18 protein-coding genes are annotated in these 20035 nt (G+C 76.2%); 9 read left to right on the top strand and 9 right to left on the bottom strand.

Features of this window, described 5'->3' with window-relative positions; all coding sequences use genetic code 11:
* Positions 1-69 precede the first annotated feature (69 nt).
* Entirely contained in the window at positions 70-372 is a 303-nt protein-coding gene (locus IE170_RS16255; RefSeq protein WP_189810093.1) for a hypothetical protein, read from the bottom strand.
* Between the two features lie 194 nt (positions 373-566).
* Here IE170_RS16255 and IE170_RS16250 point away from each other — a divergent pair, with 194 nt between their 5' ends.
* Positions 567-2498: a glycoside hydrolase family 5 protein gene (locus IE170_RS16250; RefSeq protein ID WP_189810092.1), complete on the top strand. Its 1932-nt coding sequence runs from the start codon at positions 567-569 to the stop codon at positions 2496-2498.
* A gap of 157 nt (positions 2499-2655) precedes the next feature.
* On the top strand, positions 2656-5391 hold the full coding sequence (locus IE170_RS16245) for a LamG-like jellyroll fold domain-containing protein (protein ID WP_189810091.1): 2736 nt from the start codon (positions 2656-2658) through the stop codon (positions 5389-5391).
* A 47-nt stretch (positions 5392-5438) separates the two neighbouring features.
* Here IE170_RS16245 and IE170_RS16240 read toward each other — a convergent pair whose 3' ends face one another.
* Positions 5439-5846 (bottom strand): DUF3224 domain-containing protein, encoded by a 408-nt coding sequence (locus IE170_RS16240; RefSeq protein WP_189810090.1) that lies wholly within the window; start codon positions 5844-5846, stop codon positions 5439-5441.
* Between the two features lie 124 nt (positions 5847-5970).
* Between IE170_RS16240 and IE170_RS16235 the strand changes: the two genes are divergently transcribed.
* Positions 5971-6990 carry a helix-turn-helix transcriptional regulator gene (locus IE170_RS16235; protein WP_189810089.1) on the top strand — a complete coding sequence of 340 codons (1020 nt, stop codon included), beginning with the start codon at positions 5971-5973 and terminating at the stop codon, positions 6988-6990.
* Here IE170_RS16235 and IE170_RS33400 read toward each other — a convergent pair.
* The gene (locus tag IE170_RS33400; protein WP_308428406.1) at positions 6939-7217 is read right to left on the bottom strand and encodes a hypothetical protein; all 279 of its coding nucleotides are present in this window, start codon (positions 7215-7217) and stop codon (positions 6939-6941) included. The two genes, IE170_RS16235 and IE170_RS33400, sit on opposite strands and share 52 nt — an antisense overlap.
* Before the next feature lie 276 nt (positions 7218-7493).
* Between IE170_RS33400 and IE170_RS16225 the strand changes: the two genes are divergently transcribed.
* Positions 7494-7796, top strand: a complete 303-nt coding sequence (locus tag IE170_RS16225) for a hypothetical protein (protein WP_189810087.1) — start codon at positions 7494-7496, stop codon at positions 7794-7796.
* Positions 7797-7801: 5 nt separating this feature from the next.
* Here IE170_RS16225 and IE170_RS16220 read toward each other — a convergent pair whose 3' ends face one another.
* Positions 7802-8305 (bottom strand): hypothetical protein, encoded by a 504-nt coding sequence (locus IE170_RS16220; protein WP_189810086.1) that lies wholly within the window; start codon positions 8303-8305, stop codon positions 7802-7804.
* Positions 8306-8576: 271 nt separating this feature from the next.
* Here IE170_RS16220 and IE170_RS16215 point away from each other — a divergent pair, with 271 nt between their 5' ends.
* The 3 genes from IE170_RS16215 to IE170_RS16205 all read left to right on the top strand — a co-directional run bounded on the left by IE170_RS16215 (position 8577) and on the right by IE170_RS16205 (position 11462).
* Positions 8577-9284, top strand: coding sequence for a peptidoglycan-binding domain-containing protein (locus tag IE170_RS16215; protein WP_189810085.1), 708 nt, complete (start codon positions 8577-8579; stop codon positions 9282-9284).
* A 108-nt stretch (positions 9285-9392) separates the two neighbouring features.
* Positions 9393-10463, top strand: coding sequence for an RNA ligase (ATP) (locus tag IE170_RS16210; RefSeq protein WP_189810084.1), 1071 nt, complete (start codon positions 9393-9395; stop codon positions 10461-10463).
* A 66-nt stretch (positions 10464-10529) separates the two neighbouring features.
* Entirely contained in the window at positions 10530-11462 is a 933-nt protein-coding gene (locus IE170_RS16205) for an NADP-dependent oxidoreductase (protein WP_373298999.1), read from the top strand.
* Positions 11463-11567: 105 nt separating this feature from the next.
* Here the strand turns inward: IE170_RS16205 and IE170_RS16200 are convergent, their stop codons facing one another.
* Both IE170_RS16200 and IE170_RS16195 read right to left on the bottom strand, forming a co-directional pair.
* Positions 11568-14606: a poly(A) polymerase gene (locus IE170_RS16200; protein WP_189810083.1), complete on the bottom strand. Its 3039-nt coding sequence runs from the start codon at positions 14604-14606 to the stop codon at positions 11568-11570.
* Positions 14593-16431, bottom strand: a complete 1839-nt coding sequence (locus tag IE170_RS16195; RefSeq protein WP_189810082.1) for an RNA ligase family protein — start codon at positions 16429-16431, stop codon at positions 14593-14595. Before IE170_RS16195 ends, IE170_RS16200 begins: the two co-directional genes overlap by 14 nt.
* A gap of 165 nt (positions 16432-16596) precedes the next feature.
* Between IE170_RS16195 and IE170_RS16190 the strand changes: the two genes are divergently transcribed.
* On the top strand, positions 16597-16971 hold the full coding sequence (locus IE170_RS16190; protein ID WP_189810081.1) for an iron chaperone: 375 nt from the start codon (positions 16597-16599) through the stop codon (positions 16969-16971).
* A gap of 3 nt (positions 16972-16974) precedes the next feature.
* Here the strand turns inward: IE170_RS16190 and IE170_RS16185 are convergent, their stop codons facing one another.
* A complete protein-coding gene (locus tag IE170_RS16185) occupies positions 16975-17517 on the bottom strand; it encodes a nucleotidyltransferase domain-containing protein (RefSeq protein ID WP_189810080.1) in 543 nt (180 codons plus the stop codon).
* A 64-nt stretch (positions 17518-17581) separates the two neighbouring features.
* Positions 17582-18016, bottom strand: coding sequence for a hypothetical protein (locus IE170_RS16180; RefSeq protein ID WP_189810079.1), 435 nt, complete (start codon positions 18014-18016; stop codon positions 17582-17584).
* Positions 18017-18177: 161 nt separating this feature from the next.
* On the opposite strand from IE170_RS16180, the gene IE170_RS16175 reads away from it, so the two are divergent.
* Complete coding sequence (locus IE170_RS16175) at positions 18178-18690, top strand: DinB family protein (RefSeq protein ID WP_189810078.1); 513 nt, start codon at positions 18178-18180, stop codon at positions 18688-18690.
* A gap of 33 nt (positions 18691-18723) precedes the next feature.
* Here IE170_RS16175 and IE170_RS16170 read toward each other — a convergent pair whose 3' ends face one another.
* Positions 18724-19947, bottom strand: coding sequence for a DUF418 domain-containing protein (locus tag IE170_RS16170; RefSeq protein WP_189810077.1), 1224 nt, complete (start codon positions 19945-19947; stop codon positions 18724-18726).
* Between the last annotated feature and the right edge of the window lie 88 nt (positions 19948-20035).

Genomic DNA, 20035 nt, shown 5'->3' with positions numbered 1-20035 from the left:
CCTGACAGGCCCTGACCCCAGTGTCGCCGACGGCCCCCGGAATCCGGGGCCGCGACGCAGCGCCCTTCGTCAGTCCTCCGCGCCGGCCTCCAGGCAGGCCAGCTCCATCGCGTCGAGCACCGCCTCGTGGCTGCGCCGGCTCAGTTCGGCCACGTTCTCGATCTGGGCCGTGGCCCAGGCGGCCAGCGTCATCACCAGGACGCGCAGCCCGTCCGTGCCGTGCTCGGCCAGGATCGCGTCGGCGACCGCCATCGCGTCCTCCGGCACGCGCTCCGCCGGCTCCAGGCCCGCGAGCCCGCGCAGCATGACGAGGGTGCGCCGCGAGATCTCCGGCGTCATCCTCGCCAGCCGCAGGTCCTCTTCCTCGTCCATCCGCCCCACCCCTCCGGTCCCTCTGGCTTCCGCTGAGGGCACGGTAGAGGCAGGAGCCCGGCGCCGGAGGCCGTTTCGCCGGGCCGGGCCGCCGGGCCCACCGTGCACGCGGCTTCCGCCCGGGCAGACCGGCCGGTAACTTGACCGCGGCAGCCGCCCGGCACCCTCGGGCGCCCGACCGGCAGGAGCCGCCCGTGCAGAGCCTCGTCCGCCCCCTCCTCGCCCTCCTCCTGGCGGCGGCAGCGTTACCGGCGTCGGCCCTCCCGGCGCAGGCCGCGCCGCCCGCTGCGGCGGCCCCGTCCGGCGCACTGCCCGCGGCAGCCGAGGAGTGGACCCCGCCGCTGTCCACCCGCGGCCGCTGGATCGTCGACGCCGACGGCAGCCGCTTCCGGCTCCGCTCCGGCAACTGGGACGGCGCCCAGGGCTCCTGGAACGGCTCCGGGGACCGCACGGACCCCGCCGCCCACCACGCCGGCCAGAACTCCCACGGGATACCCCTCGGACTCGACCGCGTCCCGATGCCCGCCCTCCTGGCCGACTTCCGCGCCCTCGGCCTCAACAGCATCCGGCTGCCGTTCTCCAACGAGATGCTCCGCACCTCCGCCCCCGTCCCGGACGCAGCCGTCGCCGCCAACCCGGCCCTGCGCGGGAAGACACCGCTCCAGGTGTTCGACGCCGCCGTCTCCGCCCTCACCGACGCCGGCTTCGCCGTGATCCTCAACAACCACACCGTCACCACCCGCTGGTGCTGCGGCCTCGACGGCAACGAGCGCTGGAACAGCGGCCGCACCACCGCCCAGTGGGCCGACGACTGGGTCTCCATGGCCCGCCGCTACCGCGGAAACCCGCGCGTCGTCGGCGCCGACCTCTACAACGAAGTCCGCCGCGACACCTTCGACGACCCCAACTGGGGCCTCGGCGACAACCACGACTGGCACGCCGCCGCGCAGGAGGCCGCCGACCGGATCCTCACCGAGGGCAACCCCGACCTGCTGATCGTGGTCGAGGGCATCAACTGGACCGGCATCCCCGTCGACGGTTTCCCGCACGGCCGCCCCACCCTCACCCCGGCCCGCACCCTCTCCCACACCCTCGTCCGCTCCGGCAAGCTCGTCTACTCCGCCCACTTCTACGGATACACCGGCCCCCGGCACAGCGGCGCGACCGGCCTCGGCGAGACCAGCGACCCCCGGTACCAGGACCTCGGCCGGGACGAGCTCGCGCAGGTCGTCCACGACCAGGCCCTGTTCGTCGCCGCGGAATCCGGGGCGCACTTCACCGCCCCCGTCTGGATCAGCGAGTTCGGCATCGGCGCCGACGAGGCCGGCCCGCGCCCGCAGAGCTGGTTCCGCAACCTCACCGGCCTGCTCACCGACGCGGACGCCGACTTCGCGTACTGGCCGCTCGTCGGCTGGAGCACCACCGCCCACGGCACACCCGGCGGAGACACCTGGGCGGTGCTCCGGTACGACTCCGCCGGCCGCCGCTCGGGCGTGCTCGACGCGGGGGACTGGCGCACCCGGCCCTGGACCGGCCTCGCAGCCACCCCCGGACGCACCGGACCCGTCGCCCCCGCCCCCTCGTGGCACCAGCTGACCACCGACCACCGCGACCACAGCGCCTCCCTCCTCACCCGGGCCGCGGGCGACTGGGACAGTGGGGCCCGCAAGGCCGCCTGCCCCGACGGATCCCGCCTGGCCGGCCTCGCCCACACCGGCGGACGCGGCCTGTGCAGCACCTCCGACCTGCGCGCCGCGGCCGGCGCCCACACCGTCGTCCGGGACGAGGCGCACGTCCCGCCGGGCGGCGACTGGGCCACCGGGTACACCAAGCTCCAGTGCCCGGCCGACCGCTTCCTCATCGGCTACAGCCTGCGCGGCAGCCGCGTTTCGGCCGCCCTGTGCGCGCCGGCCCGCATGGCGCTCCCCGCGGCGCCGGGCCGCACGGTGTGGTTCGACCGGGGTGACGCCCGGCCCGCGGGCGCCGGCGGCGGGGATTGGGCCCACGGCCACCACAAGGGCCAGTGCGGACCCGCCGAGTACGCGGCCGGCATCGCCTTCACCACCCGCTTCGCCGCCCGCCCCGGCCCCGCGGCGCTCCTGTGCCGGCCGCTGCCGGCCGCGTGACCGACCGCGCCCGGCCCGCGCCCATTTCCCATCCGATATGCCAAGTGTGATGAACGGGCGCCTGATTCCCCCTAGGGTGCCCGTACACAGGCCGGGGGCGCCCCACACGTCCGCTGCCGGCCACCAGCGCACACTGCACCAACCACCTGGGGGGTTCATGCGTCGCAGAACCAGAGGGGCGGCCGCCGCGCTCGCCCTGTCCGTGGCCGGGACCGGCGCCTGCGTCGGCCTCGGCGTCCTCCCGCAGGCGGGGGCCGTCACCCCGCCCGTGGCCTTCACCGCCGACGCCCTGCCGACCTGGCAGCCCAACGGCGTCGTCTGGGCCCTGGCGGAGGCCGGCGGAACCGTCTTCGCAGGCGGCACCTTCTCCGCCGTACGCCCGCCCGCGGGCGGCGCCGGTGCCGAGCAGCCCGCCGTGAACTTCACCGCGCTCGACGCCGCGACCGGCGCACCGACCTCCTGCAAGCTGTCCTTCACCATCGGCAGCGGCACCGCCACCGTGCGGGCCCTCGCCCTCTCACCCGACAAGGCCACCCTGTACGCGGGCGGCTACTTCGGCGCCGTGAACGGCACCCCCGTCTCCAGCCTCGCCGCGATCGACGTCGCCACCTGCACGGTGAAGCAGTCCTTCCGCCCCGCCTTCGCGGCGACCGTCCGCGCGCTCGCCGTCAGCGGCGACACCGTCTACGCGGGCGGCGACTTCCTCACCGTCGCCGGCCAGCCGCGCGAGCGCTTCGCCGCCGTCGCCGCCGCCGACGGGGCGCTGCGACCCTTCCGGGCCGACGCCGACGAGCCCGGCCGGGCCGTCGAACTCACCCCTGACGGGCAGAACGCCGTCCTCGGCGGCGACTTCTTCACCGTCAACGGAGCCTCCTCGCACGCCCTGGCCGTCGTGGACGCCGCGAGCGGCGCCGTCACGAAGGCCTATCCGAACTTCATCCCGGCCAACTCCGTCGTCAAGGACGTCGCGACCGACGGGAGCGGCTTCTACACCGCCAACGAGGGCACCGGCGGCGGCGTCTTCGACGGCCGCATCGCCCTCGACCTCGCCGGCTTCGGCCAGCGCTGGCGCGACACCTGCCTCGGCGCCACCCAGGCCGTCCTCCCGGACCAGGGCGTGCTCTACAGCGCCTCGCACGCCCACGACTGCTCCAGTGTCGGCGAGTTCCCCGACGGGGCGCGCCACCACCTCCTCGCCCAGCCCACCACCGGAACCGGGAAGCTGGGCTGGTCACCCGACACCAACGACGGCATCGGCGAGGGCATCGGGCCGCGCGTGATGGCGGTCGGCGCCAAGGCGGGCGTGCGCTACCTGTGGGTCGGCGGTGAGTTCACCACCGTCAACGGGGCCGCCCAGCAGAGCCTGACCCGTTTCGCGTCCACCGGCGACACCGGCGCCCCCACGACCCCGGTCGCGAGTGCGGCGAGCTTCCGGCCCGGCGAGGTGCAGGTCCGCTGGCGCACCAGCCTCGACCTGGACGACAGCAGCCTGACGTACCGGGTGTACCGCAACGGCTCGGCGACCCCCGTCGCCACGGTGGCCGCCGACTCGCTGTTCTTCAGGCGCCCCCAGGCGTCCTGGACCGACACCGCCGTCACGCCCGGCCAGACGTACACCTACCGGGTGACGGCGACCGACGCGGCCGGCAACACCAGCGCCCTGTCGGCGACGGCGTCCGTGACCGTCCCGCACTCGGCCGACGCCTACGCGGAACGCGTCCGCGCCGACGGCGCCCAGCTGTACTGGCGCTACGACGACGCGGTCCTGCCGTACGCCGCCGACTCGTCCGCCGGCGGCAGCCAGAACGGCGTGCACCTCGCCGGCCCGGCCCTGCGCCAGACCCCGGCGGCCGTCACCGGCGCGAGCACCGCCATCGGCTTCGACGGCGCCGCGACCAAGGTGTACGGGGACCGCCGGCAGACGGTCGGGGCCACGTACAGCATCGAGACGTGGTTCCGTACGAACACCACCCGCGGCGGCAAGCTCTTCGGCTTCGGCAGCAACCAGGACCGCCGCAGCAGCCAGTACGACAAGCACCTGTACATGACCAACGACGGGCGGCTCGTCTTCGGCGTCTACAACGGCGCCACCCGCACCGTCGCCACCGCCGGCTCCTACAACGACGACACGTGGCACCACGTCGTCGCCACGCAGGGCCCCGGAGGGATGGCCCTCTACGTCGACGGCGTGCAGCGGGGCACCCTGAACGTCACCACCCACGAGAACTTCGCCGGCTACTGGCACGCGGGCGGAGACAACCTGACCAGCTGGCCCAACCGGCCGTCCAGCGACTTCTGGGCCGGCCGCCTCGACGAGACCGCCGTCTACGGCAGCGTCCTGACGCCCGCGCAGGTCCAGGAGCACCACCGCCTCGCCTCGGCGCCCGCCGACTCGGTCGTCCGGGTCTCCGCCGCCGAGGACACCTACGCCAACGCGGGCGCGCCCGGCACGGCCTACGGCACCTCCGGGTCGCTCGCCGTCCGCGGCAACCCGCTGTACACGTCCTACCTGCGCTTCGACCTGCCGGCGGCGCCGCCGGGCACGGTGCTGAAGTCGGCCTCCCTGAGCGTGAAGACCAGCACGATGAGCGGCGCCGGATCGGCCGACACCGTCTCGGTGGTGCCGGTCGCCGGCGCGTGGAGCGAGGCAGGAACCACCTACGACACCCATCCCGCGCTCGGCGGTCCGGCCCTCGGCACCTTCGGCCCGGTCCCGGACGGCTCGGCGGTCCACACCACGGGCCTGTCCACGGCGCCGGTGGCCGCCGCCCTCGGCTCCTCCTGGAGCGCGGCACTGACCGGCTCGGGCTCGGACGCGCTGTGGCTGTGGTCGTCCGAAGCGGCGGCCGCGGAGGGCACCCCGCAGCTGACCCTCACCTTCGGCGCACCGTAGCCGGGGGAGGGCGCGGACCGCACGGCTCCGCGCCCTCCCGCCGCGGGTCAGCCCAGCTCGTACGCGAACGCGTACGGGACCGAGGTGTCGCCGTGCCGGTACTCGAACGAGCCCGAGCCGGACAGCCCGGCCAGCCGGCCCGTCCCCGAGCCCGGCACGACCTCGAACGCGCACCGTGTCCCGTCCGCGTCGAACGTGCCCTCCTCCCGCAGCAGAAACGTCCCCTCGCGGCCGTCCACCGCACCCGACAGCAGCTCCACCCCCGTGTACGAGCCGGTCGTGTCCCCCGTGTACGCGATGGTGTACGCGCACACTGTCGACGGCGCTTCGATCCCGCCGGTGAAGGAGTTCACCACGGTGCTCCGCGCGAGCCGCGGCACCACCCCCTCCGCCCCGACCGGCTCCTCCTTCCAGTCGGCGAACGTGAAACGGCCCGTGGTCCGGACGACGGCCATGGCATACCTCCCGGTCGGCAGCCCGGCGGGCCGGATGCCCGCCGACGCCTGCGACACCCACCCTGGCGGCCATACCCGACACCCTCCGTCAGGATTTTCCGCGCACCCGCCGCACAATGGCCCGATGCGCGCCGACCGCCTCCTCTCCCTCCTCCTGCTGCTGCAGAACCGCGGCCGGATGACCGCGCCCGAACTGGCCGTCGCCCTGGAGGTGTCCGTACGCACCGTCCACCGCGACGTCGAGGCCCTCGGCGCCGCCGGCATCCCCGTCCGGGCCGAGCGCGGCCGCGCCGGCGGCTACCGCCTCATGGACGGCTACCGCACACGCCTCACCGGCCTCACCGATTCCCAGGCCGACTCCCTCTTCCTCGCCGGCGCCCCCGGCCCCGCCCGGGACCTCGGCCTCGGCGCCGACCTCGCCGCCGCCCGGCTGAAGCTGCAGGCCGCGCTCCCCGCCGGACTCGCCGACCGGGCCCGCCGGCTGGAGGGCCGCTTCCACCTCGACGCCACCGCCTGGTTCCGGGACGCCGACCCCGTCCCGCACCTCGCCCCGATCGCCGGCGCCGTCTGGGAGCAGCACGTGCTGCGCACCGGCTACCGCCGCTGGAACGGCGAGGAGCGCACCGCCGTCCTGCACCCCCTCGGGCTCGTGCTGAAGGGCGGCATCTGGTACCTCGTGGCCCACGCCCCGGACGGGCCCGTCCGCACCTACCGGGTGTCCCGCTTCCACCGGGCTGAGGCGACCGGCGAGCGGGCCGAGCGGCCGCCCGGCTTCGACCTGGCCGCCTACTGGGAGGAATCCTCGCGCCGCCTGGACGCGGCCCTGCACCGGCAGACCGCGCTCGTACGGCTCTCCCCGCGCGGGCAGCGGCTGCTGCCGATGCTGTTCGGGGCCGCCGGCACCCGCGCCCTCGCCGACGCCGATCCCGCCGACGCGGACGGCTGGACCCTCGTCCGGCTGCCGGTGGAGGCGGAGCAGGTCGCCGTCGGGGACCTGCTGCGGCTCGGCGCGGAGGCCGAGGTCGTCGGCCCGCCCGACCTCCGCTCCGCCGTCGCCGCGACGGTCGCCGCCCTGGCCGCCCGCTACCCCGGTCAGCGGGGCGCCTCGACCTCCACGAACCGCCGGCCGCGGCGCCCCCGGTAGACAAGGCAGACCCACCCGAGCCGCTCCAGCACGGCCGCGCACTCCGCCAGCCGGTCCCCCTCCTCACCGGCCGCGCCACTGCCCGGCGGCCCGGCCCACGACACCTGCGCCCGCCCTTCGGGCCCCTCCGCGACCCGGTACCCCGTCCGCACCCGCCGCCCCTCCCCGTCCACGGCGGACGGCGGGATGCCCGCAGCCTCCAGCGCCAGGGCCACCGCCCGCGGCATGGACCGCACCTCCCACAGCGCGGGAACCCCTTCCCCCTCCCGCCCGTTCACCACCCGACGGATCTGCAACAGCCCCTCATGAGCGGTGCGCACCTCGCCGGCGCGCCGCCCGCCACCGACCGGCGGACCGTCCCCGCCGGCCGCCTCGAACGACACCCCGGACCCGACCACGCCGACCGCCTCCCCATATGCCGCACCGCACCTGAGTACCCCGCACCCCACGACCTGAGTATCCGCTCCGATACCCGGCCGCGCCGCCGCTGGTCGAATGGGGCCATGACCACCGACGCCCCGCTCCGCACCCCGCGCCCCCGCATCCGGCAGGCGGCCATCGCAGGCTCGGCCCTGGCCGTGGCCGTGCTGCCCCTCGTGGTGGGCGTCCTGGTCGCCAAGGGCATGGCGACCGACCCGCACGCCCCGGTCAACGCGCTCATCACCAGCGGCGGCCAGCGGGCCGCCCTGCCCCGCGGCGAATGGCGCCGCCGCGGCCACACCACCCTGCGCCGCCTGCGCACCGCCCGCCGGCACACCGCCCGGCGCTGCGCCGCGGTCGCCGCGGGCGTCCGCCGGGGCGCCTGAACCGGTCAGTGCCCGTACTGCCGGACGCACAGGTCCATGACCGACGGCGGCACGGCACCCTCCGCGGCGGCACAGGGGTCGTCGCCGTACGGCAGGAACGCCTCCGGCCCGGACGGCTCCGCCCCCTCCGGGGACGGCACGGCGTTGTGCCGCCGCGGCTGCCGCACCGGCCTCGGCCGCGGCGGCTGCACCCGCCGCGGCACGGCAGGCGCCGAGGCCCGCGCGGTCGGCCGTACGGCGGCCTCTTCACCCCGCAGGGGCGGATCCGCGTACTCGGACGGGGGTTGCTCCGCCCCACCCGCCGGGGCCGTCCGCGGCGGGGGCGGCGGGCCGGCCGTCGGGGACGGCCCGCGCGGCGCCTCCCGCGCCGCCTCCCGCTCTGTGGGCGACGGCACGGAGGTCCGCGGCGGCACCGGCCCGCGCGGCGGCGGCTCCGGGCCGGCCGCGGTGCAGCCCGTGCCGGCGAGCAGTGCGGCGAGGGACAGGGGCAGGGCCCGGCGTAGCTGCATGCCGTCCACGATGCCCGACGGCGGCCCGGCCGGTGCCCCGCCCTCACGCGTCCGGGTGACACCGCCGCGTTCCGCCCTCCCCGCACCGCCGACCGCGGCAGAGCGCCCCGACCCGACGGACGGATGGTGCAGTTCGGACACCGGGCTTGACCGCGCCCGCCGGGTCGGCGAGAGTGCGCCGGTCAGGAATCCGCCCACCGGAACGGCCCCGACCGGCCGGGGGCCGGCGCCGCACCGCCACACCGGCCCCCTTCCCCGCCGGGAGAGCACGATGTCCCCAGACGCCCGCGAGCCCGGGCCCGAAGACGGCCGCCTCGTACGCCCCTACATGTCGCCGGACGCCCCGTCCGACTACGCACCCGCACCGATCGCCTGGCCGGAGCCCGCTCCCGCCGCCTTCTCGGAGCCGCCCGCCGCACCCCCGGCACCCTCCGCGCCGGGCGGCCGCGCGGCGGCCCGCCGCCGACGGCAGGACGACCGCCGCAGCCGCACGCCCCTGTGGGCGGCCGGCGGAGCCGCCCTCCTCCTCGGCGCCGGCGCACTGGCCCTCCTCCCGGGCGGGGACGCCGAGCGGGAGTCGGCGTTCTCCTCCGAGCGGCCCGACGTGTCCGTCCCGGTCCTGCGCGCCCCCGGCACCGCGCCCGACCCGACCCCCTCCGCCACCGTGGCCCCCACGGCCTCGGCCGCCCCGTCGGCGAGCCCGAAGGCCGACCGCTCCTCGCCGCCGCCGTCCCCTTCGGCCGCGTCCGGCAGGCCGCAGACCGGCGACGGCGGCACCCTCCGCATGGGCGACCGGGGGTCGGAGGTGACCGCCCTCCAGGAGGCGCTGTACGCGCAGGGGTTCACGTACGTGAAGGTCAGCGGCGTCTACGACGGGCAGACGAAGCGCGGCGTCGCCCAACTCCAGCGCGACCGCGACATCAAGGGCGACCCTTCGGGCGTCTACGGCCCCGCCACCAGAGCGGAATTCGGCGTCTGACAGCCCCCGCGAGAACCGGGCACATTAACACCCGGAAAAGAGCTGGACCAGCGCAAACCACTCCTCGCAAAGTGTGGGAGCCGATCTCCGCCGACCCGAGGAGCCGCCATGTCCACGCTGAAGGTCACCGTCGAACAGCTGACCGTCCACGAGCATCCCAACGCCGACGCGCTGGAACTCGCCCAAGTGGGCCTCTACCGCGCGGTCGTCGCCAAGGGTGTCTACACCACCGGCGACTTCGCCCTGTACATCCCCGAGCAGGCCGTCCTGCCCGCCGACCTGATCGACGAACTCGGCCTGACCGGACGCCTCTCCGGCTCCGGCGCCGACCGGGTGAAGGCGGTCCGCCTGCGCGGTGAGCTGTCGCAGGGCCTGGTGTGCCGGCCGCGGGCGCTCGCCGGCGTCGACCTGGCCCGCGCCGCCGCGGAGGGCACGGACTTCACGGAGCGGCTCGGCATCTCGAAGTGGGTGCCGCCGGTCCCGACCTCGATGAGCGGCGACGTGGAGGCCGCGCCCGACCTCCTGCCGTGGGTCGACATCGAGAACATCCAGCGCTACCCGGGCATCTTCGAACCGGGCGAGCCGGTCGTCCTGACGGAGAAGCTGCACGGCACCGCCTGCCTGCTCACCTACGTGGCCGCCGAGGACCGGGTGCTGGTCTCCTCCAAGGGCTTCGGCTCGAAGGGCCTGGCCCTCAAGGAGGACGAGCGCAACCTCTACTGGCGCGCCGTCCGCGGCCACCACGTCCCCGAGGCCGCCGCGAAGCTCGCGGCCCGGCTGGGCGCCACCCGCGTCGGCATCTTCGCCGAGGTGTACGGTGCCGGCGTCCAGGACCTGGCCTACGACACGGACGCCCGCACTTCGGGCCCCGGGTACGCCGTCTTCGACGTGTCGGCCGAGATCGGCGGGCAGGTCCGCTGGCTGGACGCCGCGGAACTCCTCGCCGACGGGTCCCTGCCCCTCGTACCGCGGCTGTACGAAGGCCCGTACGACCTGGACAAGGTCCTCGAACTGGCGACCGGCCGCGAAACCGTCTCCGGCCGGCAGGCTCACCTGCGTGAGGGCGTCGTCATACGCCCGGCCGCGGAGCGGTACAGCCCGGTCGTCGGCGGCCGGGCCATCGCCAAGGCGGTCAGCCCCGCCTACCTGACCCGCAAGGGCGGCACCGAGTTCGAGTGAGCGCGCGCCCCGCCGCGGACCGTGGTGGGATGGGACCGGCCCACACCCACACGAGAGGTCGGTGCGATGTCCGAGGACACCATGCGGGCGATGGCGTACGACGAGTACGGCGGGACGGAGGTGCTCCGGGAGACCCGCCTGCCGATGCCGAAGGTGGCTCCGGGGGAGGTCCTCGTCAAGGTCCGGTGCGCCGCGGTCAACCCCGTCGACTGGAAGATCATGGCGGGGGGCCTCGACGGGCTGATGGACGTCCTCTTCCCCGTGGTCCCCGGCTGGGACGTCTCGGGCACCGTCGAGCGGCTCGGCATCGACGTCCCCGAGTTCGCGGTCGGCGACGAGGTGATGGCGTACGCGCGCAAGGACCACGTGCACGGCGGAACCTTCGCCGAGTACGTCAGCGTCCCCGCGCGCGCCCTCGCCCGCAAGCCGGCCTCCCTCGGCTGGCGCGAGGCGGCCGGGCTGCCGCTGGCCGGCCTCACCGCCTACCAGCTGCTCACCCGCCTGGACACCGGCGAGGGCGACACGGTCCTCGTCCACGGCGCGGCGGGCGGCGTCGGCAGCTGCGGCGTCCAGATCGCCCGGGCGCTCGGCGCCCGCGTCATCGGCACGGCCTCCCCGCGCAACCACGACCGGCTGCGCGAAATGGGCTGCGAGCCGGTGCAGTACGGCGACGGCCTGGTGGACCGGGTCCGGGCGCTCGCCCCGGACGGCGTGTCCGTCGTGGCGGACTTCGTCGGGGGCGTCCTCGACGTCACCCGGGCCGTCCTCGCGGCGGACGGCCGCCACGCCTCGATCGCCGACCCGAACGTCCTCGGCGCCCGCGGCCAGTGGATGTGGGTGCGCCCCATCGGCAGCGACCTCGCCGAACTCGCCAAGCTGGCCGACAGCGGCCAACTGAAGGTCACCGTCGCCGAAACCTTCCCCCTCGCCGACGCCGCAGCGGCCTTCGCCCTCAACCAGGAGGGCCACACGGCGGGCAAGATCATCGTCGAACTCTGACCCGCCACCCGCGGCAGACTGCTGCTCCATGCGGCAAGCTGGACCGGGGCGGCGGAACCGGGAGGGAAACCCCCGCCACCACCCACCCCCGACCGGCCCCCGCCCCTATCCCACCGTCGGGACGTCGCCTCCCTCAGCCCACTCCACGCGCACGCCCGGCAGGCCCGCGCACCACCGGGCCGCCGCCTCCTCAAGGCGCGCCCGGTCCGGCGGTTCGGCCCCGAGCCCGACGGCGTACCGCACCACATCACCCGAGGAGACGAAGGGCCGCGGCCAGGCGTGCACGTCGGCGCCGCCCAGCTCCTCCAGCGCCCCCACCAGGGCCCGCATCCGGCCCCGCGCCCGGCCCAGGGCCTCCTCGAACTCCCGCGGCGTGTCACCCCGTACGGTGACCACGGCCCATGCCGCGTGCCGGCGGTGCAGCGAGGGCACGGCGAACAGCTCCGCCACACCGGCCGGGCCGGCCTCCAGCAGCTCCCAGGCCCGGTACAGCTCCTGCGTCAGCAGGTCGCGCATCCCCGGCCGCACCTGCGCGGTGCAACTCCGCACCGGCGCAGACGGGGTGAGCACCGTGACGGGGTCCGACCCGTCGTGCCCGGAGACGGGCGGCGGGCCGGTGCCGCCGGCCGAGCACAGGGCGACCGGCTCACGCCAGTCCCAGGCGGCCCAGTTCGCGAAGAACGACCGCAGCAGCGAGGCGCCACCCACCTCCGGAGCCTCCTGCACCGTACGCGCCGCCAGCACCGCCCAGGCCACCCCCGGAACCCCGCCGAACGGCGCCGCATCCACCCCGCGGGCCCGGGCCCAGGCCTTCACCTGCCGTGCCAGCACGCCGAACGCCGCCTGCCGCTCCGGTCCGGCCGCCGCGGTGGCGGCGCACACGGCCTCCGCATCCGACACCGCGCTCAGTGCGACCGCCGCCGCCTCGCCGAGCTCAGCCCGGCGCGCCACGGCCTCCTCGGGACGGATCCCGCCGGTGCCGACGACGACCACGTCCACGTCCAACCCGTCCACGTGCAGCCGTAGCCCGGGCACGCGCGCGCCGGTCACGACCCGCAGCCGCCGGGCCCGGGGGAGTGCCGCCGCGACGGCCTCACGCACGGCTTCGATGTCGGCGTCGCCGGGCAGGGCCGCGACGAGGTCCAGGTCGGCTCCGGGCAGGGCGCAGCCCATGCGGCGCGATCCGACGACGTGCACGACGCTGCCCCGGAGGGCTCCGGCGACGCGTTCGGCAACGGCAACGGCAACGGCGGCGTCGGCCCCGTCTTCGCCCCCGTCTTCGCCCCGCTCCTCCCGCTGCCCGTCCAACGCCGCCCCGGGCTCCGGCAGCCAGCGCACGCTGCCCGTCCCCAGCTGCACCGTGGCCCGTATCCGCATCGGCTCATCGCCGCGCCGCGAGAGCACGGCCAGCTCTTCGACCCGGGCGTCGCGGCCGGCCCCGGGTCCACCCAGCCGGGCGGTGAAATCCGCCAGCGCCTGCTGCGGGTCGGCGCTGCGTCCCAGCGTCAGGTGCGGTGTGAAGCCCCCGCCGCGCCCCCGGCAGGCGGGGAACCGGGAGGCGAGGGCCTGCCGCAGCTCCTGCCACGGGGCTTCGCCGGCCGCGGCCGGGTCCAGCCAGAGCGCGGCGTCCTCGCGGTGCCCGAAGTCGTACACGCCCGCCATCCGCACCGGGAACGGCGCCGTGGCGGCGGCGGCTTCGGCCAGCAGCGGCACGGCCTCCTCGAAGGAGGCCTCGGGGACGAACCCGAACAGCAGGTTCACGTGCGCGGGCCACCGTCCGAAGGCGGGATCGTGCTCGCGGCGCAGCGCATCGACCACGGGATCGGAAGGCGGCAGCCAGGCGACGGCAGTCCGCGAGGTCGGCGCACTCGCGAGGGCGCCCGAGCCCCCGCCGCCCTCGCCCGAGCCCTCGCCCGCAACGCCCGCCAGCCGGCCCCCGAACCCCACCTCGACCCCGAACCCGCCCCCGCCCTGGCCCCCGACCCTGACCCCGACCTCGACGTCGACCTCGACCCCGTAGTGATCGGAAAGGAACAGCCCGCCCCCCACCGGGGCATCGCCCCGCAAGGCAGCCCGCCGTACCCGTGCCGCGTCCGAGCGCAGCAGAACGCGGTCGAGCCGTGCGGCGCGCCCGCTCAGGGAGCCGACGGCCGCCAGCGGGTTGGCGCTCGGGTCGAACGTGGGGGTGTCGTCCGACGCCCCGTGCACCTCGCTCCACGCGTCCCTCATCCCGAGGACGGCGGCGGGCCCGTCCGCGCCGCCCCGCCCGTCGTTGAAGTCCCCGACCAGCGCCACATGGGCATCGACAGCGCCGAGTCCTTCGGCGACACGGGCCAGCTCCTCGGCCCGCCGCGCGGCCCCGTCCTGCGTGTGGTCGCTCGTCAGGTGGACGGCGGCCACGACCAGCGGCCCGGCCGCGGTCCGCACGGTCACCGCGGAGACCGCCTTGTGGGGGCCGAGGCGGTGCAGCCCGGCCTCCGCCACGGGCAGCCGGCTCAGTACCAGCAGGCCGAAGTCGGCGACGTCCCGGCCGTCCGGCGCGGCCGACACCGTGTACGCGCGCCGCACCCACGGCTGCTCCAGCAGCATGTCGAGCAGGGCCGGTTCCACTTCCTGGAGCGCGATGACGTCCGCGTCGGCGGCCTCCAGCCCGGCACAGAGCAGCGGCCTGCGCCGGGCCGTGTCGATGCGCGGCGCGTCGTACCGGTCCCACAGGGTGTTCCAGGTCAGCAGCCGCACCTGGACCGGGGAACCGGCCACCGCGGCCGGCCGACGCGCAGCGCCGGCCCCTGACTCCTCGGCGGGACGCCAAGCCCCGTCGTCCGCGGCGCCGTGGCGGGCAGGAGCCCACACGTACGGGGTCCGGGCGGCGAAGGCGGGGGCGCGCAGCAGGCGCGGGTCGCGGACCCGCCCGGCGGTGGTGGAGTCGATCCGGTCCGTGCCGGTGGCGCGGTCCCAGACGAGTTCGCCGTCCGCCTCGACGAACAGCACCCGGTGCCAGGGGATGTCACCGCCGGGCACGAACGAAGGCAGCGGGACCCGCTTGGGCGGCGCCCCGCGCTGGTGCAGGCCCATCACGAACCGCGCGGGATCGAACCGGGGGTCCCACCGGACCTGGTGGTAGAGCTGCTCACTGGTGCGCATCGGTGCGCTCCCTCCCCGTACGCTGTCCCGTTCCGTCCTCCGGCCCCGGGCCCGGGCCCGGACCCAACCCCTGGCCCAGGCCCGAACCCCCCGCGGTGGCCTCGACGTCGCCGCGGGCCCCGAGGTAGCGGATGCGGTGCCCCTGCCCGTCGCCGGGGTAGGGCGGCCTGAACCGGTGCACGTGCGAGGCCAGGACCCGCGGCGGCACAGGATGCTCCCGCACACCGTTGCGGCGCACGAGCTCCGCCTCCTCCACCAACGGCACGACGTGCGTGACGAGGGCGTCGCGCCGCCGCGCGACCGCCGCGGTCAGGCCCCGCTGCTGCCCGGTCAGGGACGTGGCGTCCCAGACCACCGTGCCTCCGGCCGCGAGCGCCGCATCGAGCCGGTCCAGGCCCTCGCGCAGCACGTCGGCGTTGTCCCGCTGGCCGGCGCGGTTCCCCCGGGCGGCCCGCAGGTCGTCCAGGGCGATGTAGGCGTCGACCCCCGGCAGGTTCCGCGCGTACGTGCTCTTGCCGCTGCCCGCTGGGCCGCACAGCTGCACCAGCCGCGGGAAGCGGCCGTCCCGCCACCGCCAGGTCGCGGCCACGGCCTCCTCGGCGGTGGATATCCGGCCCTGCGCGAACAACTGCAGCGCCTCCGCCCCACACCGGTCGGCGGCGTCCGGATCCAGCCCGGCGAGGGCGTCCCGCAGCCTGTTCCGCAGGGGGCGCAGCGGGTCGGGCCCGAGCAGCCCCTCCTCCTGCGCGTACAGGGCGGACCACTCCACGCACTCCGACGCGTCGGCCAGGGCATCACTGTCACCCCCGGCCCCCACGGCCGCAGCGACCGCGTGCAGTACCCCGAGATCGGCGGCCGCAGCCATCCGCACCAGCCCGGCCCGCCGCTCCTCGTCCGGGAACGGCCGCCGCAGGCGCGGGTGGAGGCCGATGAGGTCCGCGACCCGCCGGGCAAGCGGCATGCCGACCGGCCCCGCCGCGAGCCGCGCCCCGACCGCGGCCCGCGGCACCCTGTGCAGCAGCGCCGCCAGCACCCCGGCGAGGCGGGCGTCGCCGCCCCGGCCGGCCGCGTCGAGCCGCCCCGCGACCTCGGCCACGACGGAGGCCGCCCCCGCACCGCAGGCGGCCTCAGCATCGACGCCGACGGCGGCGGCCAGCGCAACCGGATCGGGCTCCGCACCGGACCGCACCGCCCACAGCGCGGCCCGCGGCCCGAGCCCGTTGGGCACGACGGGCGCGTACATCCAGTGCGCGTCCGTGGTGACGTGCCCGCGCCGCACCCACTTCCCGACGCACCGCCCGAAGTCCTCCCGCGGGAAGCCGGCCGCGGTGCGCACGACGTACCCCTCCTGCCGCGCCGTGTCCAGGCGAAGCCTGCGCAGCGTCCGCTCGTCGAAGACGCCGCGCCACAGCACGCGCGGGACGGGCACGCCGAGTCCGTGCAGGAAGCGCACGCTCTCGTCCCAGCCCAGGCAGCGGTCGCCGTCGTCCCACACCGAGAACCCGTAGAACCAGCTGTCGAGGTCCTCGTACGCCAGCGAATGCCGGGCGTACAGGTTCTCGCCGCAGATGCGCCACCCCGCCGGGATGCCGGCGCCGATCCGGCTCTGCAGGCCCTTCACCCAGGCGCGCGAGGGGTGGTGGGCGGAGTCGAGGGAGCGGGCGTGCAGGCCGTCCGCGTACAGGGTGGTGTTCTCCCCGTCGAGCTTCTCGGTGACGACCACCTCCCGCCCGGCGAACCATTCCGCCCCGGTGGCCCGCACGTCGTCCGCGGTCGCTCCCGGTGACCAGGGGAGGTGGGGCGTACGTGGGTAGTGGGTGCGCATGGCGGACTCTCGGGCTCGGCGACGGGTGCCCGGTCACTGTACGTATCGGTGTGCACGGGCCTCCACCGTTTAACCCTGCACCCTCTGCCCGCGCCGCGCACCCACCCGGCGGCCCGCCGCCCGCGCCGGCGGGCGGAACCGGAAGCAGCCGGGCACACTGCCGCCATGGCCGCAGCGAAGACCGTCGACGACTACCTGGCAGCCCTCCCGGAGGAAGTCCGCCCCGTCCTGCAGGATGTGCGCCGCACCCTGCGCGCAGCCGTGCCGGGCGCGGGCGAGACGATCTCCTACGGGATTCCGGCCCTCACCTCCGGAGGCCGGGCGGTGGTCTACTTCGCGGGCTGGAAGCACCACATCAGCGTGTACCCGGTGCCGGACACCGCCGCAGACGCGGCCCTGGAGGCCGAGCTGACGCCGTACCGCGCGGGCCGAGGCACCCTGAAGTTCCCCCTGAACCACCCGGTGCCACTCCCGCTCCTGGCCCGGGTCGCGGCCCGGCTGGTCGAGCAGCGAACCGACCGGCCGGAAGACGCCGGCTGACGCTCACGCCGTACGGGTGCCCCGCTCCCGCAGAGCCGCTTCCAGCCGGGCGATGTCCTCGGCGTCCTTCCTGCGGCGGGGCCGTCCGGGAATCCAGACCGGTGTCATGTGCTTGATCGTGATCTGCGCCCGGGGACTGATGACCGGGCACTGCAGCGCCCCGATACGGCCGGGAGGAGCATCGAGCATGCCCTCCGGCCACAGTTCTCCGGCCCAGGGGCCGCCCCCCACCACCACGCGCCCGCAACGGTCCTTGCCCAAGAGGGCGAAGCTGCTCTCGACGCCCTGCTTGCGGAAATCGAGCTGCTGCTCGGCAGGCGGCCCGACCAGGAGTTCGTACCCGGACCGCAGCAGGCCGTCGGCCAGGGCGGGAGCGTCCTCCGCCCAAGCGAACCAGTCGATGTCCCCGTGGTCACGCGTGACCTCGCCGAGGAAGAAGTCCATGGCCCAACCCCCGCGGAGCCGTACCTCCACTCCGAGGTCCCGCGCGATCTCCACCGTCTCGCCGATCAGCCGGAGCTGCCGGGCACTGCGCAATTCGTCCATGTTCGAGCAGGCTAGGCCACGACTCCGGCCGCGGCAGCAGGGTTTTCCGCTGCCGCACACCTCGCTAGCCGCAGAGGGCGACGATGGTGGGGGAGACCGTGCCCTTGGCGGCCTCGCACAGGGAGGCCATGTCGTACGGGTGGCCGGGCGCCGGGCGTGCGGGGGCCTTCCGGCGCTTGGCCGGGGCCGCCGGTGCGGCGGCGCGCGGCGGTTTCCGTGCCCCGCGCGGCGTGCGGTCGGCCTCACTCCGCCGCTTGCGCGGGGCGGGGGCCGCCGACGGGGCGGAGGAGACGGCCGGGGCCGACGGCGACTCGGCAATCGTCCGGCCCCCGGCCGGCAGGGGGCTCAACGGCAGCGCCACGGAGGCCTCCCGGCCGGCCGCAGGCGCGGGCGGCCCCGACGGCGCCGGTCCTGCCGGCCGTACGGTCACGCAGCCCGTGGCCAGCACCAGGGCGGCGAGGGTCAGCGGCAGGGGCAGCGCGGCCCGGCGTAACTCCATGCGCCCAGCGTGCCCTACCTGCCCCGGCCCGATCCATGCGCCCTCACGCGTACGGGTGGTCCGGGAGCCGACGCCCCGGCGCATCCGATCGTGCCCGCGCCGGCACGCGCCCCCGCGGGCCGGGGTGGCCGCGTCCGGCCCTCGCTTGTCATGATCGCCGCATGAATGGTGATCAGCGCACGCCGCGCACAGCGCCCTCCAAGTCGGCTGACGACCGCTCGTCGCTGACCTCGTTCCTGGACTACCAGCGCGCCACCTTGGCCATGAAGTGCCACGGGCTGACCGGCCGGCAGCTGAAGGAGAAGGCGGTCCCGACGTCCGGCCTGTCGCTGCTCGGCCTCGTCAGGCATGCGGCCGAGGTCGAGCGCGGGTGGTTCCGGACGGTGTTGGGCGGGGAAGCGGGCTCCGCCTTGTGGCCCGCGGTCGACGGGGTCTTCGGCGAGTTCCATGTCGACGACGCCGACGTGGACGAGGCGTTCACACTCTGGCACGAGGCGTGCGAGCGCTCCCGTGCCGTCACGGACTCCTTCGCCTCCCTCGACGAGACGGTGGAGTTCCAAGGGGAGGTGATCTCGCTGCGCTACGTCCTCACGCACATGATCGAGGAGTACGCCCGCCACAACGGCCACGCCGACCTGCTGCGCGAGGCGATCGACGGAGCGGTCGGCGAGTAGACGGCCGGCCCAGCCCAGCCGACCCACGGCCGCTCAGCCCGCGCGCCCCTGGCTCGCCACTCGCAGGACGTGTTCCAGGGGGCCGCGGCGCAGCGGGCTGTCGGCCCAAGCGCGCTGCCAGCCCCACGCCGCCGCCGTCGACACCGCGGCGAACACGCCGAGCGCCGTCCAGGACGCCGCGCCGTGCGCAGGTCCGGCCAGCACCAGGGCGTGGCCGACGTACGCGCTCAGCGCCATCGCACCCAGCGCGGCGAGGGGGGCCAGCAGCCGTACGCCCGCCCGGTGCTGCGCGGCGAGCACGAACAGGCCGATGAGCGCGCAGCCCACGCCCGCGTTGCCGAGGGTCTCCATCGGGGTCTGGCTGTACGGGTCCGCGACGAGCAGCCAGTCCCAGGAGGTGCTGGGTATGGCGCCGAACTGCCCGTCCAGCACGGCGCGTACGGGGTCGGCGGCGCCCGTGGCCTCCGGGTGGCGGGCGGCTATCACCGCGAGGAGCCGGTCGCGGCCGCCGAGCAGGTGCGCGCTGAGCCAGGCGCCGCCGTACCCGGCGGCGGCCGCGGCCGCGCCCCATCCGGCCAGCCGCAGCGCGCTGCGGCGCTCCCGCAGGTCGCACAGTCGGCCGGCCGCGAGGCCGACCAGCACGTACGGGAAGTAGGTGGCCACCGGGTAGGCGCCGGTCAGCAGCAGCTCGCACAGGGTGCGGCCCAGGCCCTCCCAGCTGGTCAGCCCGGCCGGCTCGGGGACCGCGCCGCGCCCGGACCGCCCGTACCCGAACACGGGGCCGAGGACGAACGACAGGACGGGCCCGGCGACGACCGACGCCCCCGCGACGGCGGTGAGCACCGGCGTGGACAGCCGGGTGAACGGCTCCGCGGCGAGGAAGTACACGGCGAAGAAGGTCAGGATGACGAGGAACCCCGGCCACAGCGCGGCCAGGAACAGCCCGAGGGCGGCCAGCACCGCGCAGCGGATCAGCAGCGGCCGGTGCCGCCGGAGCGGCCCGCCGGCCGGTGTGGGCGACGGCCGGCTGCCGCGCCCGGCGAGGGCCAGCGAGAACCCGGCGAGGAGCGTGAACAGGGCGGGGGCCCGCCCGTCCGCGGCGACGACCAGGTAGCCGGCGCCGTCGGGCTGCGCCCCGGGGCCGACGTGTACGGCGAACATGCCGAGTACGGCGAGCCCGCGCACGGCGTCGACCCCGGTGAGGCGGCCCGCGCCTGCGCCGCCCGCGCCCGTGCGGGGACGGGTAGCGCCTCGCATGCCTGTGCCTCTCCTCGGTCCGGCCGGTCCGGTCGGGGCCGGTTCCACGTGGTCGGACCGGCGGGTTCGATGCCGCCAGTCCGCGCGC

It is taken from the genome of Streptomyces toxytricini (assembly GCF_014649915.1).
Classification (GTDB): domain Bacteria; phylum Actinomycetota; class Actinomycetes; order Streptomycetales; family Streptomycetaceae; genus Streptomyces; species Streptomyces toxytricini.
Note: the sequence above shows the minus strand (reverse complement) of the source record. Positions and strands in the feature narration are given on the sequence as shown.

What these genes read in the sequence shown, in the direction of transcription:
- IE170_RS16255 (WP_189810093.1), bottom strand. Translation starts at nt 372, where the DNA reads ATGGACGAGGAAGAGGACCTGCGGCTGGCGAGGATGACGCCGGAGATC.
- IE170_RS16245 (WP_189810091.1), top strand. Translation starts at nt 2,656, where the DNA reads ATGCGTCGCAGAACCAGAGGGGCGGCCGCCGCGCTCGCCCTGTCCGTG.
- IE170_RS16240 (WP_189810090.1), bottom strand. Translation starts at nt 5,846, where the DNA reads ATGGCCGTCGTCCGGACCACGGGCCGTTTCACGTTCGCCGACTGGAAG.
- IE170_RS16235 (WP_189810089.1), top strand. Translation starts at nt 5,971, where the DNA reads ATGCGCGCCGACCGCCTCCTCTCCCTCCTCCTGCTGCTGCAGAACCGC.
- IE170_RS33400 (WP_308428406.1), bottom strand. Translation starts at nt 7,217, where the DNA reads ATGCCGCGGGCGGTGGCCCTGGCGCTGGAGGCTGCGGGCATCCCGCCG.
- IE170_RS16225 (WP_189810087.1), top strand. Translation starts at nt 7,494, where the DNA reads ATGACCACCGACGCCCCGCTCCGCACCCCGCGCCCCCGCATCCGGCAG.
- IE170_RS16220 (WP_189810086.1), bottom strand. Translation starts at nt 8,305, where the DNA reads ATGCAGCTACGCCGGGCCCTGCCCCTGTCCCTCGCCGCACTGCTCGCC.
- IE170_RS16215 (WP_189810085.1), top strand. Translation starts at nt 8,577, where the DNA reads ATGTCCCCAGACGCCCGCGAGCCCGGGCCCGAAGACGGCCGCCTCGTA.
- IE170_RS16210 (WP_189810084.1), top strand. Translation starts at nt 9,393, where the DNA reads ATGTCCACGCTGAAGGTCACCGTCGAACAGCTGACCGTCCACGAGCAT.
- IE170_RS16205 (WP_373298999.1), top strand. Translation starts at nt 10,530, where the DNA reads ATGTCCGAGGACACCATGCGGGCGATGGCGTACGACGAGTACGGCGGG.
- IE170_RS16200 (WP_189810083.1), bottom strand. Translation starts at nt 14,606, where the DNA reads ATGCGCACCAGTGAGCAGCTCTACCACCAGGTCCGGTGGGACCCCCGG.
- IE170_RS16195 (WP_189810082.1), bottom strand. Translation starts at nt 16,431, where the DNA reads ATGCGCACCCACTACCCACGTACGCCCCACCTCCCCTGGTCACCGGGA.
- IE170_RS16190 (WP_189810081.1), top strand. Translation starts at nt 16,597, where the DNA reads ATGGCCGCAGCGAAGACCGTCGACGACTACCTGGCAGCCCTCCCGGAG.
- IE170_RS16185 (WP_189810080.1), bottom strand. Translation starts at nt 17,517, where the DNA reads ATGGACGAATTGCGCAGTGCCCGGCAGCTCCGGCTGATCGGCGAGACG.
- IE170_RS16180 (WP_189810079.1), bottom strand. Translation starts at nt 18,016, where the DNA reads ATGGAGTTACGCCGGGCCGCGCTGCCCCTGCCGCTGACCCTCGCCGCC.
- IE170_RS16175 (WP_189810078.1), top strand. Translation starts at nt 18,178, where the DNA reads ATGAATGGTGATCAGCGCACGCCGCGCACAGCGCCCTCCAAGTCGGCT.
- IE170_RS16170 (WP_189810077.1), bottom strand. Translation starts at nt 19,947, where the DNA reads ATGCGAGGCGCTACCCGTCCCCGCACGGGCGCGGGCGGCGCAGGCGCG.